The sequence below is a fragment of the Acinetobacter portensis genome (assembly GCF_023158935.1).
In the GTDB taxonomy this organism is placed as follows: Bacteria; Pseudomonadota; Gammaproteobacteria; order Pseudomonadales; family Moraxellaceae; genus Acinetobacter; species Acinetobacter faecalis.
The window spans coordinates 17,199-32,254 of record NZ_CP096120.1 but is presented as its reverse complement, the minus strand read 5'-3'; the positions used below and the strand labels follow the sequence as shown (position 1 = coordinate 32,254).

11 protein-coding genes and 2 rRNA genes are annotated in these 15,056 nt (G+C 39.2%); 6 read left to right on the top strand and 7 right to left on the bottom strand.

The genetic code is table 11. The features are described 5' to 3' along the window. Positions 1–292 precede the first annotated feature (292 nt). On the top strand, positions 293–913 hold the full coding sequence (locus MZO21_RS00140; protein ID WP_154773097.1) for a TetR/AcrR family transcriptional regulator: 621 nt from the start codon (positions 293–295) through the stop codon (positions 911–913). Positions 914–982: 69 nt separating this feature from the next. Here the strand turns inward: MZO21_RS00140 and MZO21_RS00135 are convergent, their stop codons facing one another. Continuing rightward, on the bottom strand, positions 983–1,549 hold the full coding sequence (locus tag MZO21_RS00135; RefSeq protein ID WP_154773096.1) for a 5'-nucleosidase: 567 nt from the start codon (positions 1,547–1,549) through the stop codon (positions 983–985). A gap of 150 nt (positions 1,550–1,699) precedes the next feature. Then, on the bottom strand, positions 1,700–2,830 hold the full coding sequence (locus MZO21_RS00130; protein WP_154773095.1) for a TDT family transporter: 1,131 nt from the start codon (positions 2,828–2,830) through the stop codon (positions 1,700–1,702). A gap of 209 nt (positions 2,831–3,039) precedes the next feature. Here MZO21_RS00130 and ribF point away from each other — a divergent pair, with 209 nt between their 5' ends. The 5 genes from ribF to MZO21_RS00105 all read left to right on the top strand — a co-directional run bounded on the left by ribF (position 3,040) and on the right by MZO21_RS00105 (position 8,640). Next, a complete protein-coding gene (ribF, locus tag MZO21_RS00125; protein WP_248102434.1) occupies positions 3,040–4,041 on the top strand; it encodes a bifunctional riboflavin kinase/FAD synthetase in 1,002 nt (333 codons plus the stop codon). Between the two features lie 65 nt (positions 4,042–4,106). Next, a complete protein-coding gene (ileS, locus tag MZO21_RS00120) occupies positions 4,107–6,953 on the top strand; it encodes an isoleucine--tRNA ligase (RefSeq protein WP_154773093.1) in 2,847 nt (948 codons plus the stop codon). Next, positions 6,946–7,488, top strand: coding sequence for a signal peptidase II (gene lspA / locus MZO21_RS00115; RefSeq protein WP_154773092.1), 543 nt, complete (start codon positions 6,946–6,948; stop codon positions 7,486–7,488). Before ileS ends, lspA begins: the two co-directional genes overlap by 8 nt. Further along, positions 7,481–7,963, top strand: a complete 483-nt coding sequence (locus MZO21_RS00110; RefSeq protein ID WP_154773091.1) for an FKBP-type peptidyl-prolyl cis-trans isomerase — start codon at positions 7,481–7,483, stop codon at positions 7,961–7,963. The genes lspA and MZO21_RS00110 overlap by 8 nt, the downstream gene beginning before the upstream one ends. A gap of 134 nt (positions 7,964–8,097) precedes the next feature. After that, on the top strand, positions 8,098–8,640 hold the full coding sequence (locus MZO21_RS00105) for an NADPH-dependent FMN reductase (protein WP_154773090.1): 543 nt from the start codon (positions 8,098–8,100) through the stop codon (positions 8,638–8,640). A gap of 239 nt (positions 8,641–8,879) precedes the next feature. Here MZO21_RS00105 and MZO21_RS00100 read toward each other — a convergent pair whose 3' ends face one another. The 5 genes from MZO21_RS00100 to MZO21_RS00080 form a co-directional block, all read right to left on the bottom strand. Next, a complete protein-coding gene (locus MZO21_RS00100; RefSeq protein WP_154773089.1) occupies positions 8,880–9,194 on the bottom strand; it encodes an ankyrin repeat domain-containing protein in 315 nt (104 codons plus the stop codon). Positions 9,195–9,221: 27 nt separating this feature from the next. Then, entirely contained in the window at positions 9,222–9,884 is a 663-nt protein-coding gene (locus MZO21_RS00095) for a hypothetical protein (protein WP_154773088.1), read from the bottom strand. Between the two features lie 97 nt (positions 9,885–9,981). Next, complete coding sequence (locus MZO21_RS00090) at positions 9,982–11,331, bottom strand: aromatic acid/H+ symport family MFS transporter (RefSeq protein ID WP_154773087.1); 1,350 nt, start codon at positions 11,329–11,331, stop codon at positions 9,982–9,984. A 311-nt stretch (positions 11,332–11,642) separates the two neighbouring features. Beyond that, a 5S ribosomal RNA gene (rrf, locus tag MZO21_RS00085) occupies positions 11,643–11,757 on the bottom strand. A 187-nt stretch (positions 11,758–11,944) separates the two neighbouring features. Continuing rightward, positions 11,945–14,839 (bottom strand): 23S ribosomal RNA (locus MZO21_RS00080). Between the last annotated feature and the right edge of the window lie 217 nt (positions 14,840–15,056).

Here is a 15,056-nt window from a genome sequence, read left to right as displayed (position 1 = left end):
AACATGTAATTTTACTATTTAATAAATATTTAAAATGAAGAAAAAGCACATTTAGAGTAAAAAATCTTATAAATCACCAAACTCTTTGAAACATTTGTATAAAAATAAACACATACTTTTAGTAATACTTAATTAAGCATTGCTAAAATATGTCGATTCCATCTCAATTTAATAGATTTTCTTTAAAGTTAAGATGCATTTATACACAAAATACAAATTTAGATTATCCACAAATCTGATGATTTGCCGTACAATTGACGATTCCCCTTTTTTTATTGTTTTAAGTTTGCTAATGGAACAGAAAAAGAGTACTCAAAAACGTCAACAGCTCCTTAATGCAGCGTTGGACGTATTCTCAGTCTATGGCTTTAGCGGTGCTAGTCTAGATGAGATTGCTCAAATTGCAGAAATGCACAAGTCGAATATTTTCTATTATTACGAAAATAAAGAAGCTTTGTATGTAGAAGTATTAACGACTGTCCTACAAAAATGGCTTGCGCCTTTACAATCACTCGAATCTGAACTTGAGCCAGAAGAAGCGCTTACCAATTATCTTATGCAGAAAATTGAGGTTTCACGTACTCAACCTAAAGCATCTCGTTTGTTTGCCCTCGAAATTATTCAAGGCGCACCACATATTCTTGAAATTTTAAAAGGTCCACTGAAAAAGCTTTTTAAGCGTAAAGCAAAAGTAATTATCATGTGGCAAGAGCAAGGTAAAATTTCGAAAGATATCGATCCTGAACTTTTGATTTTAAATATTTGGTCTGTGACGCAGAACTACGCAGATTTTTCTACGCAAATGGAAATGGTAACGGGTAAAACCTTACGTAACCGAAGCATGCAACAACGTATTATTCAACATACAATTCATATGTTCTTATACGGTGTTCTTCCTCGTACTGAAAAATAAAAAAACAGAACATCTTCATTGATGATTGGCACACGACCATAGCACTTTCTATGGTCGCCAACCTTTCTTCTATTTAATTGTCTTATATAATTCTAATAATTTTTTTGCACCAAGTAGCAAGTTCTCTTCCCAATCTAAATGCGCTGTATCGTTTGCACCATCTGTAATGTATTTTACGGAAATTAAACGCACACCGAGCTTTTTACACACTTTCGCTAAAGCATAACCTTCCATATCTACCAAATTACAAGCAACCTTTGGCGTACCTGTTTCAAAATTATCGCCTGTACCACAAGTCCCTTTGTTCAAATGCGCAAAGAAACCATCTAAATTAATTTCAGCAGGATAATCTGTATCTACTGGCGTAACACCTACGTCAAAACCAAGTGGTGAAACATCCATATCACGTTGTACGTACTGAGTTACTTCAACAAGTTCATGCGCATCAAAATATGAACTTCCTGCTGTTCCCAAATTTAGTAATGTTTTACAACCTGTTTTTTGAATAACTTCAAATGCTTTAAATGCAGCATTCACTTTGCCTATTCCGCTGTAATGAACCTCAACTCCTGCTTGTTCAAATAAACCTTTTGATTCATTCGGAAGAGCCATAATTAAAGCTAAATCTGAAGACATTTTTATCTCATTACATTTCTAAATTACTGCTCATTAAAGAGGATTCACCACTTCAACGCAATTGTTTGAACATCTTTAAAACATAAAAAAAACCTGATCTTTCTCAAAATCAGGTTTTTAATTGGGAGAGATTTACAGCCACCTTTTACTTTATTTATTCTCCAAATATGTTTTTAAACATGGTGAAAAAAATAAATGACCTGCATAAAAACCTTTGAATGTTTTACTCGCAACAAGCATCCATAACAGAATTAAAATCGTGGCAAAACCATAACCAAATATAAAAATGAAATGTAAATCTGTTTGATGTGCCAAATTTAAAATTGCTAAGGTAAATACGCCCAATGGAAAGGTTAAGCCCCACCATCCTAAGTTAAATGGCAAATCTTGTTGTGCATGTTTTAAGGTTGTTAATACTGCTATACCTAACCACCACAAACCAAAGCCAATTAAAATTAAGCTCGCAATTAAACCGCCTTGTTGCGCAAATATACCCAAGCTTTCCATGCCAATCACCTGAAGGACATGCGGTGCTTGTTCACCTAAAACCAATAAAGCCAAAGCACCTGTACCAATTGGTCCTAAAGCCAACCAGCTGCTTATTGCTAACTCTTTACTTGGTAATTGGTGCAAAGCTAGGCGTAACATTAAAATGGTTAAAATAGCGAATGCAGGTAAAACTGAAATACCCCACAACATATAACTGCCAAATAATATCGCAACTGCGTGTTGTGTTGCTTCTATATGACCTAGTAACAAGCCTCCAGATGTTGCTGCAACCTCACAAGCGACAATGGGAAGTAACCAAACTGCTGTCATAGTATTCAGCTGATGCTGTTGGCGGTTATACATGCAAAAAGGAACAATCCATGCAATTGCAACAGCTAAAAATACATCGATGTACCAAAGTACTTGTGCAATCTGTACCGCAACATCACCAATTAAAGGAATACCAAACTTTAAGAATCCATTTAAAATTGTGGCAAGCGCCATAGGTATAGCACCTAAAAACAAACTCATGACAGGATGTTTAAAAATTTGTTTAGCTTCATTTGTATACAGCGTCCAACGCAAAATATATAAAGTGCTAAACAAGACAAATAAAACAATATTCAGTAACCACAACGTGCTACCTAACAACCAAGTCAAGGATTCAGCCACAGGAAATTCAGGCAAAATTAATGCAACCACGCCTGTTCCCATAATCGCAGTGAACCAATTTGGTGTAAAATGACGAATAATGTCTTGCACTTGTTGCAACTGATAAAGTGGTTTTTGCATCACTGAATCCTCATTGAGTGGTGATACAATCATTCTACGAGTATTTTTAAATAAGAAAAACTGATTAATATTTATTTTAAGAATAAGTTAAATTGATATATAAATTAATTTAACGTAAATTTCCTTTGAGTAAAAACAGAACAACAAGACGTAATCGTGAGAATATGGCAATATATAGCCCTCATAAATTTAAACCTTTTAATTTAGCCATGAAGCTACTCCGCCTGAATGCTTTAGCACCAAATACTCAATTGCCAAAAACAGCAGTAACTATTGGCAATTTTGATGGCGTGCACCTTGGTCATCAGGCCATGATTGCCCAATTAAAAGAAATTGCAGCACAACAAAATTTAAAAACTGCTGTTATGATTTTTGAGCCTCAACCTTTAGAATTTTTTAAAGCTTATGAAGCACCACCACGCATTAGTTCTTTACGCGAAAAAGTAGAATATTTAACAGAACTTGGTGTGGACTATATTGTTATTGCTAAGTTTGATAATTCATTCCGTAGTTTAAGCGCTGAAGAATTTGCATCTTTACTCAAACAAAAACTCAATGCACATAGCTTAGTTTTAGGCGATGACTTTCACTTTGGCAAAAACCGCCAAGGAAATAGCGAATTTTTAAAAGATTATGGCTTTCAAATCACCAATTTAAAAACGGTAGAATTAGACGGTGAACGTGTTAGTTCAACACGTATTCGTCAAACCTTACAAGCAGGAGACTTAGCCCTTGCTGCCAAATTATTAGGTCGCCCGTATAGCATTACAGGTCGTGTGCAATATGGTGACCAAATTGGACGAACCATTAATTTTCCAACCATTAATGTTCGACTAAACCGCCATAAACCATGCTTACAAGGCATTTATGGTGTAGATGTAATATGCGAAACTACATCTTTGAAAGATAAAGTTAAAAATGAAAATCCTGAAAAAATAGGGATTGCTGGCTACACCCCAACATCATTATTTGGTGCAGGTCATGTCGGCACTCGTCCTGCCATTCAACAAGAATATCCTGAATGGCGATTAGAAGTACATTTTCCCGATGTTTCTGCTAATCTGTATGGCCTATTAATGCGGGTGACATTCTTAAACTATTTACATGGCGAAAAGAATTATCCTTCGCTTGAAGCACTCAAAGCAGGAATTGATGATGATACCGAGAAGCTCCTTGAGTTTCGAAGAAATCACCCCCATTTCCAGTTTTAAACTCCCTATTATTCTATTGTAAAACGCGTCAGTTAATATGCTGATAAATTTGGAAGAAAACTTGCATGAGCGATAAGCAAACTCCTGAAAATGCAGTGGATTACAAAGCCACGCTAAACCTCCCAGGTACTGAATTTGCAATGAAAGCAAATCTCGCAGTACGTGAAGCTAAATGGTTAGAAGAGTGGTATGCCGACAACATTTATCAGAAGATTCGTGAGTCGCGTATTGGCAAGAAAAAATATGTACTTCACGATGGCCCTCCATACGCAAATGGTCAAATCCATTTAGGTCATGCGGTTAACAAAGTACTTAAAGATATTATTATTAAAAGCCGTGTAATGGATGGCTTCGATGCGCCATACGTTCCAGGTTGGGACTGTCACGGTCTTCCAATTGAACTTAAAGTAGAAGAAAAAGTAGGTAAAGTTGGCGTAAAAGTAGATGCATCTACTTTCCGTAAAGCTTGCCGTGAATATGCTTACACACAAGTTGAACTTCAAAAGAAAGACTTCGTGCGTATGGGCGTGTTTGGCGATTGGGACAATCCATATCTAACAATGAACTTCAAACAAGAAGCTGACATTGTTCGTTCATTGGGCGCAATTGCCAAAGCGGGTCACATTGAACCAGGTCTTAAACCAGTAAACTGGTGTTTAGATTGCGGTTCTGCACTTGCAGAAGCAGAAGTTGAATACGAAGATAAAAAATCTGACGCAATTGATGTTGGTTTTACAATTGTAGACCTTGCAGATTTATCTGCACGCGTAGGTGTAGAAGTTTCAGATCGTACTGATATTGTGATTTGGACGACAACACCTTGGACAATGCCTGCTAACCAAGCAGTTGCACTACATGCAGACATCGAATATCAACTTGTTAAAGCAACAGGCGAAGAAAAAGCAGCGCAAAACTTCATCTTAGCGAAAGATTTAGTTGAATCTGCAACAGAACGTTATGGCTTTACTGCTGTTGAAGTTCTTGCAGATTTCACAGGTTCAAAACTTGAAAACTTATTGCTTCAACATCCGCTTATTGCAGAACGCCAAGTTCCTGTAATTTTAGGCGAACACGTTATTGCAACTAGTGGTACAGGTGCAGTACATACAGCGCCTGGTCACGGTGTAGACGATTATAAAGTTGGCTTACAGTACAACTTGAAAGTGGAAAATCCTGTCGGTGGTAATGGCGTTTACTTACCAACTTCACCAATTTTCCCAGGTGAACACATTTATAAAGCCAATCCAAAAATTATTGCTGCATTAACTGAAGCAAATAAACTTTGGGCACATGTTGTAATTAAACATAGCTACCCACATTGCTGGCGTCATAAAACACCTATTATTTTCCGTGCAACACCGCAATGGTTTATTAGCATGGATGCAAAAGGTCTACGTCAAAATGCATTAAATGCAATTGAAAATGACATTAGCTTTGTACCAGATTGGGGTAAGAACCGTATTCAATCGATGATTGAAGGTCGCCCAGATTGGTGTATCTCACGTCAACGTACTTGGGGCGTGCCAATTCCATTCTTTGTTCATAAAGACACAAACGAATTGCACCCACGTACACCTGAATTAATCGAAGAAGTTGCAAAACTAATTGAACAAGAAGGTATTGATGGTTGGTACAACCGTGATGCTTCAGAATTCATTGGTGATGACGCAGAATGCTACAACGCAGTTCGCGACACACTAGATGTATGGTTCGACTCAGGAACAACTCACTATGCTGTACTACGTGAGCGTGAAGAATTAACAGACCCTGCTGATTTGTACCTTGAAGGTTCAGATCAACATCGTGGTTGGTTCCAATCTTCATTATTAACATCTATCGCAATTAATGAACGTGCGCCTTACAAAGGCTTGTTAACTCACGGCTTCGTGGTTGATGAGAAAGGTCGTAAGATGTCTAAATCTTTAGGCAACATTATTACGCCACAAGACATCATTAAAGATATGGGTGCAGATGGTTTACGTTTCTGGATCGCATCTGCAGATTACCGTTATGAAATGACTGCTGGTAAAGAAATCTTTAGCCGTGCGTCTGATGGTTACCGTCGTATTCGTAACACGCTTCGTTTCTTACTTGCGAACTTGAATGGCTTTAAGCCTTCAACAGATGCATTACCAGTAGATGACTTAGTTGCATTAGATCAATACATTTTACAACGCGCTGCGGAAGTACAAAGAACTGTTCAACAAGCCTATGAAGATATGAACTTCCATATCGTAACTAGCGCTTTAACGAACTTCTGTATTAATGACCTTGGTGGCTTCTATTTAGACATCATCAAAGACCGTCAATACACTACAAAAGCAGACTCTAAAGCACGTCATTCTGCACAAACTGCGTTGTATCACTTGGTACAAGCATTTGTACGTTGGATGGCACCAATTTTAAACTTTACAGCGCAAGAAGCTTGGCCACTTATTCCTGAACAATCAGAGAAATACGTGTTCACAGCAGAATGGTACGACATTCCTGTATCGTCTAAAGCAAACTTAATTTCTGAAGAACAATGGCAAACTTTAATTGCAGTTAAATCTGCAACGAATAAGCACATTGAAGCTGCACGTAATGCAAAACTTGTAGGTTCTAACCTATCTGCAAAAGTTGAGCTTTGGGCAAATGCAGAACTTAAAGCTGTTTTAGACAAGCTAAGTGATGAACTTCGTTTTGTTATGATTACATCTCAAGTGCTTGTAAATGACTTCGATGAAACTCAAGGTGAAGCATCTGACCTAGATGATTTACGTGTGAAAGTTTCAGCTGCAGATGGCGAAAAATGTGCGCGTTGCTGGCATGTACTTCCAGATGTAAATACACATTCTGCACATCCTGGTTTATGTTCTCGTTGTATTATCAACCTTCCTACAGGTCAAGGCGAAGAGAGAAAATATGCCTAATCCACAAAATAAAAAGGGTTTATTCCAATTTTACCCACACAATTTAGTGTGGTTGAGTTTGTCCATTGTGGCTATTATTTTAGACCAATGGACAAAATGGATTGCCAGTACAAGTCTCAATTATGCAGACCCTGTTCCGGTACTGCCCTTTTTAAATTGGACATTACTACATAACTATGGCGCAGCCTTTAGTTTCTTGTCCGATGCTGGTGGATGGCAACGCTATTTCTTTACCTCACTTGCAGGTTTAGTTTCTGTTGTTTTTGTATTTTGGCTTATGCGTATGCCAAAAACCGTGAAAGTTTTACCAATTGCAATTGCCCTTATTTTAGGTGGAGCAATTGGTAATTTAATTGACCGCGTAAGCTTAGGCTACGTTGTCGATTTTATTCACGTTTACTACAACAACAATCACTTCCCTGCTTTTAATATTGCAGACAGTGCCATTACGCTTGGTACTATTTTATTATTAGTGGATACGTTCTTTTTAGAAAAGCATCGTATTCAACGTGCAGAAGTGCAAAAAAATGACTGATTTTATTAACCCAAACGAAGAAACACGTATTGAAGATGGCGCTAAAGTCGCACTTCATTTTTCTGTAGCCATTGAAAATGGTGTAGAAATTGACAATACGCGTAACCGCGAAGAGCCTGTAAGTTTAGTTATGGGCGATGGCAGCTTATTACCAGGCTTTGAAAAAGCATTATTTGGTTTACGTGCAGGCGACCGTCGTACAGTTAGCCTTTTACCAGAAGATGCTTTTGGTCCGTGGAATCCAGAAAACGTACAAAAATTTGATACTGTAAAATTCGAACAACGTCCTGTTGAAGGTCACATGATCGAGTTTGAAGACAAAGCAAAACAAAGCTTATATGGCGTGGTTAAAACTGTTGGTGATGACATTACCGAAGTTGACTTCAACCATCCACTTGCAGGTAAAAACATTACTTTTGAAGTAGAAATTTTCAAAGTAACACCTGCAGGTCAACAAGGTGTGAAATTGATGTAATTCAATTTTCTATAAAAGAGCTTCTTCGGAAGCTTTTTTTATGCCCGATTCTTTTAGATATAAAGTTCCTATATACATGAAATAATTACTATAATAATTTAATAAACATTCATTAAAAAATGCAGGATTTATAAATGAAGATTCAAGTTGTTATTGGTAGTGTTCGTGAAGGACGCACAGCAATTAAAGTTGCACGTTGGATTCAAAAAAGCATCGAATCTTATGATTTTTCAACTGTGGAAGTTGAACTTGTCGATTTAAAAGAATGGGATTTACCAATTTTTGCAGGTGCTCATCCTCCATTAACAGGTATTTATGATCAACCGAAACAACAAGCTTGGGCAGACAAAGTTGCACAAGGTGACGCTTTCATTTTCATTAGTCCTGAATATAACCACGGTTATAGCCCTGCACTTAAAAATGCACTCGATTACTTAGGTAAAGAATGGGCGGGCAAACCTGCTGCATACGTAAGTTATGGCGGTTCAAATGGTTCACGTTCAATTGATCAAATTCGTCAAGTTGCAACTCAGCTTGGTTTAGTTGATAGCAATGCTGTTGTAGAAATTCGTGATATTTTCTCACGTAATCAAGCAGAAGAGTTTGAAGCAAATACTTTTGATGAGCGTGCACTAAAAGCATCATTTGATAAATTAGTTCAATATGTTAGCGCTTAATTCGTTTTATTTTTAAGCAATAATGTACGTTTTAGCTTACATAAGTTGATGAGTTTTGTCGCTATTCAGACATTATTTTTCAAGCTATATTTAAGTCATAAGGAAACAGGAAGTTTCCCAAACAGAAAACTAAAATAATAAGTTTGAGCATCAGGACGTGAGGTACGACAGGAGTTATACCTAAAACACGAAATATAAAGAAACCCCAACAGGACGTTGGGGTTTCTTTTTTCTATCAATTATTTTTGTGCTTTTAAGTAGTTTACAATTTCTATATGTCCTGCCATTTCAGCAAGCTCTAAAGCTGTATATTCGCCTTTATAGCTAACTTCAACACCGTGAGCAACCAAATACTCTACAACGTCTAAATAGCCGTTCTCAGCCGCTGCTTGTAATGCGCTGTAACCTTCTTCATCTGTTGTGTTTACATCGGAACCATTTTCTAGGCTCTTTTTAACTTCTTCAAGTTCACCTAAAGATGCCCAATAAACAAGTTCAGGAAGATGTAGTTCTTCATCATCCTCAGGAATTGGGGAGAATGAGTTGAGTTTCATAAGTTTACCATGAGATTCTTAGTTCTCTTAAATACTAAAAGTATACCCATTGTAATTAATCCAATCCATATTTAATAAATCTGCTAAAGATTTTACTGAGTCGAAATTAGCTGTAGGACCAATTAAAAAAGTAGAGAAACATTGCTTTTTATTGTTTTCTTTATATTCATGTATATACCATACTGCTTGAATATTTTCTCTTTCAAAAGCACCCTTCTCATCTACTTTATGTAGCAACCTACTTATTTCTTGATAAATAAATTTTTGATCATGAAAATCATTTCTCTCATTCAAAATGACCACTACACCAATAGTATTATGCCCATCAATGACATTTTTAGTTTCTAAAATTTGCTTATCAGCTTTACGCAAAAGTGCTTCTAAATTACGAGCAAATCTATTGCATAATATATTTCTAATCAAAATTGGATTTTTATGCTTTTCGATTAATCTTTCAACAGAGACTGTTCCAAAAAATACTGGCAAATCAGGATCGTTATCTGCCAAATCATTTATAAAATCATTAAGCTGAATTCGCCTGTCTGTTTCTAAAAATTTTACTTCCAAAATCCAAGAGCGATCAAAAGCAAAATAATCTGCTTTTTTTCCATGAAAAATACTATCTTTTACTGTATCAATAGACTCATATTCTTCATCAGCAAAATGCTTAAACTTTTCATTCAAATCCATTGGAACCTTAGAATATTATTATAACTATACTTAATTTATCATCCTTCATTCTTAATATAAAAGCCCCCTTTCGGAGGCTTGTTTTACATCTTAATTTTTAAGCTTTTGCAGTAGCTACATTTTGCGCAGCAATTTTCTCAGGCTCATCATCATGCATAATTAAAGCAACAGCAATTGCAGTAATTAATACAGGTAAACCTACAGCAATAAAGTTAAAGTGCGCTGGCAAATTCATTCCTAACAAACCACCAATTAGAATTGGACCTACAATTGCGCCCATACGACCAATAGCAGAAGACCAACCAATACCAGTAGAACGTACAGCTAACGGGTAGAATTGTGCAACATAGCTATAAAGAAGCATTTGCGAACCAATAGAAGCAGCACCAGCAAGGAACACTAAAATATAAAGCAAGAATTGATTAGATTGGAAGCCCATTAAGCTCATAACAATCGCACCCATAATACCCAAGAACATAAGTACAGGTTTTAAATGGAAACGATCCGCTAAAATACCACCGCCAACAATACCAACAACAGCACCTACGTTCATAATCATCATGAACATTAAGCTGTTATCCATTGAATAACCCGCTGCCATCATAAGCTTAGGCAACCAGCTACTTAACGCGTACATGGTTAATAAACAAGTAAAGAAGGCTACCCAAAATAATAATGTATTGGTTGCACGACCACGTCTAAACAAGCTCGCAACGTTTGCAGCTTCAGGAACATCAACTTTATAAAGTTCGAATGTCGTATCTTCTTTTACCGTTACGTTTGGAGCTAGCTTACGCACAATTTTTCGTGCTTCTTCTTGCTTATTTTCTTTTACAATAAACGTTAAAGATTCAGGTAAATATTTCCAAATAACTGGAAGTAAGAATAATGGAATACCAGCAATAAAGAACATGATTTCCCAACCAAAACTTGGTGTAAACCATGAACCTAATAATGCCGCCATTACACCACCAACCGCATAACCACTGAACATAGTCGTAACAAGCGTACTACGCATTTTTTGAGGTGCATATTCAGAAGTTAAAGCAACAAGGTTTGGCATAACACCGCCAATTCCTAAGCCTGCTAAGAAGCGTAAAATACCAAATTCTGTAGGGTTAGATGCAAAACCACCAGCAAAAGTTAAACCACTGAATAGCACAATACAGATCATAATGACTTTTTTACGGCCAATTTTATCTGCAAGTGAGCCAAAAATCATGGCACCAAACATCATACCTGCCAATGCTGTACTAGCTAACATACCAGCTTGTACAGCACTTAAGCCCCAATCGTCCATTAATAGTGGTAAAACCACACCATTAATCGCCAAATCGTAGCCATCAAAAAGAATAATTAATAAGCACCACGCAACAACCCTAAAATGGAATGGCGTAAATTTTGCGTGATCAATAATTTGATTAACGTTCACCGCTTGATGAGTCATTCCTTACTTCCTGTAAGTTCATATTTCAATTAATCCAATAGCGATTCATACAGAGAAGTTTTTGTTTTTATGTATCTATCAGCTACATTTTGCTATTGGAACTATAATGTTAATTTTCACACAAAACAAAAAATACTCAATTGAACATTAGTCTAAAAACTTATTAAAAATATACATTTAAATTATTTTTAGAATAAAAATCATGAATAACGAACATTTAAATTGAGTGAAAAATACACTATTCCACTAATTATCTTTTCCCGCCCATAAAAAAACCCCCTCCGTATTGGAGGGGGTTTTTAGAATTAATGAGCTGGCGATGACTTACTCTCACATGGGTAACCCCACACTACCATCAGCGCAAAGAGGTTTCACTTCTGAGTTCGGGAAGGGATCAGGTGGTTCACTCTTGCTATTGTCGCCAGCACAACTGTTTATGGACTATTTCGGGTCTTATTTACATCGCTTGATGTATGCCTTACTTCGTACCAAATAGAATACATTAACAGGTATATCTGAGTTGAACATTGTCTTACTAACTTTCTTCTGAATCAAGCTATTTTGCTTAATATCGAATCAATTGAGCTTTATACAACAACTGTTTGGGTGTTGTATAGTCAAGCCTCACGAGCAATTAGTATTGGTCAGCTTCACATATCACTATGCTTCCACATCCAACCTATCAACGTCGTAGTCTTCAACGGCTCTTTAGAGGACATAAAGTCCTAGGGAAATCTTATCTTGAGGTAGGCTTCCCGCTTAGATGCTTTCAGCGGTTATCCCTTCCGAACATAGCTACCCGGCGATGCGACTGGCGTCACAACCGGTACACCAGAGGTTCGTCCACTCTGGTCCTCTCGTACTAGGAGCAGATCCTCTCAAATTTCCAACGCCCACGGTAGATAGGGACCGAACTGTCTCACGACGTTCTAAACCCAGCTCGCGTACCTCTTTAAATGGCGAACAGCCATACCCTTGGGACCTGCTTCAGCCCCAGGATGAGATGAGCCGACATCGAGGTGCCAAACACCGCCGTCGATATGAACTCTTGGGCGGTATCAGCCTGTTATCCCCAGAGTACCTTTTATCCGTTGAGCGATGGCCCTTCCATACAGAACCACCGGATCACTAAGACCTACTTTCGTACCTGCTCGACTTGTGGGTCTCGCAGTTAAGCGCGCTTTTGCCTTTATACTCTACGCGTGATTTCCGACCACGCTGAGCGCACCTTCGTACTCCTCCGTTACTCTTTAGGAGGAGACCGCCCCAGTCAAACTACCCACCAGACATGGTCCTCGCTCCAGATTATGGAGCAGAGTTAGAACCTCAATATTACCAGGGTGGTATTTCAAGATTGGCTCCACCGCAACTAGCGTCGCGGTTTCAAAGCCTCCCACCTATCCTACACAAGTAAGATCAAAGTTCAATGTCAAGCTGCAGTAAAGGTTCACGGGGTCTTTCCGTCTAGCCGCGGGTACACCGCATCTTCACGGCGAATTCGATTTCACTGAGCCTCTGCTGGAGACAGCGCCCCCATCATTATGCCATTCGTGCAGGTCGGAACTTACCCGACAAGGAATTTCGCTACCTTAGGACCGTTATAGTTACGGCCGCCGTTTACTGGGGCTTCGATCAAGAGCTTCGCTTACGCTAACCCCATCAATTAACCTTCCAGCACCGGGCAGGCATCACACCCTATACGTCCACTTTCGTGTTTGCAGAGTGCTATGTTTTTAATAAACAGTTGCAGGGGCCTGGTTTCTGTGGCTGCCGATAGCTCAGGAAGCAAGTTCCATCACCGTCAGCAGCGTACCTTCTCCCGAAGTTACGGTACCATTTTGCCTAGTTCCTTCAGCAGAGTTCTCTCAAGCGCTTTGGTCTACTCGACCTGACCACCTGTGTCGGTTTCGGGTACGATTCCTGTGTAACTGAAGCTTAGAGACTTTTCCTGGAAGTATAGTATCAGCCACTTCGCTAATAAATTAGCTTGCTATCAGTTCTCAGCATAGAGTACCCCGGATTTGCCTAAGATACATGCCTACAACCTTTCACCTGGACAACCAACGCCAGGCTGACTTAACTTTCTCCGTCCTCTCATCGCATTACACAGAAGTATTGGAATATTAACCAATTTCCCATCGACTACGCCTCTCGGCCTCGCCTTAGGGGTCGACTCACCCAGCCCCGATTAACGTTGGACTGGAACCCTTGGTCTTTCAGCGAACGGGTTTTTCACCCGTTTTGTCGTTACTCACGTCAGCATTCGCACTTCTGATACCTCCAGCAGACTTCTCAATCCACCTTCATCGGCTTACAGAACGCTCCCCTACCACTTGCAATAAATTGCAAATCCGCAGCTTCGGCATATAGTTTTAGCCCCGTTACATCTTCCGCGCAGGCCGACTCGACTAGTGAGCTATTACGCTTTCTTTAAAGGGTGGCTGCTTCTAAGCCAACCTCCTAGCTGTCTATGCCTTCCCACATCGTTTCCCACTTAACTATAATTTTGGGGCCTTAGCTGGCGGTCTGGATTGTTTTCCTCTTGACTACGGACGTTAGCACCCGCAGTCTGTCTCCCGGATAGTACTCATTGGTATTCGGAGTTTGCATCGGTTTGGTAAGTCGGGATGACCCCCTAGCCGAAACAGTGCTCTACCCCCAATGGTATTCGTCCGAGGCGCTACCTAAATAGCTTTCGGGGAGAACCAGCTATCACCAAGTTTGATTAGCCTTTCACCCCTATCCACAAGTCATCCCCTGGCTTTTCAACGACAGTGGGTTCGGTCCTCCAGTTAGTGTTACCCAACCTTCAACCTGCTCATGGATAGATCACCTGGTTTCGGGTCTATGCCCAGCAACTAAACGCCCTATTAAGACTCGATTTCTCTACGGCTCCCCTATTCGGTTAACCTTGCTACTGAACATAAGTCGCTGACCCATTATACAAAAGGTACGCAGTCACCGGACACAATGCCGGCTCCCACTGCTTGTATGCATGCGGTTTCAGGATCTATTTCACTCCCCTCACAGGGGTTCTTTTCGCCTTTCCCTCACGGTACTGGTTCACTATCGGTCAGTCAGGAGTATTTAGCCTTGGAGGATGGTCCCCCCATATTCAGACAAGGTTTCACGTGCCCCGCCCTACTCGACATCATCATATAAGCCCTTTCGTGTACAGGACTATCACCCACTATGGTTGCACTTCCCAGAGCATTCCACTAGAACTTATATGACTTAATGGGCTGTTCCCCTTTCGCTCGCCGCTACTGAGGGAATCTCAATTGATTTCTTTTCCTAAGGGTACTGAGATGTTTCACTTCCCCTCGTTCGCCTTGCAACACTATGTATTCATGTTGCAATACCTACCTTATGGTAAGTGGGTTTCCCCATTCAGAAATCTCCGGATCACAGGATATTTGCCGCCTCCCCGGAGCTTATCGCAGGCTATTACGTCTTTCATCGCCTCTGACTGCCAAGGCATCCACCACATGCACTTAATTACTTGACTATACAACCCCAAACAGTCGTTAATCCCTACAAGTAGGATTAGCAACAGATCAACTAACAAGTTAGTCAATCATACAGTTGGCGTCTGTGCACTTAAGCACTGTACAGCTTCAATTAGATTCATATACCAAAACGCTTGATTCAGTTTAATCGCTAGTAAATCATCATTCTCGTAAACTCAGAATTGCTTCTTCGTTTTTAAGTTTGATGAGTTATGA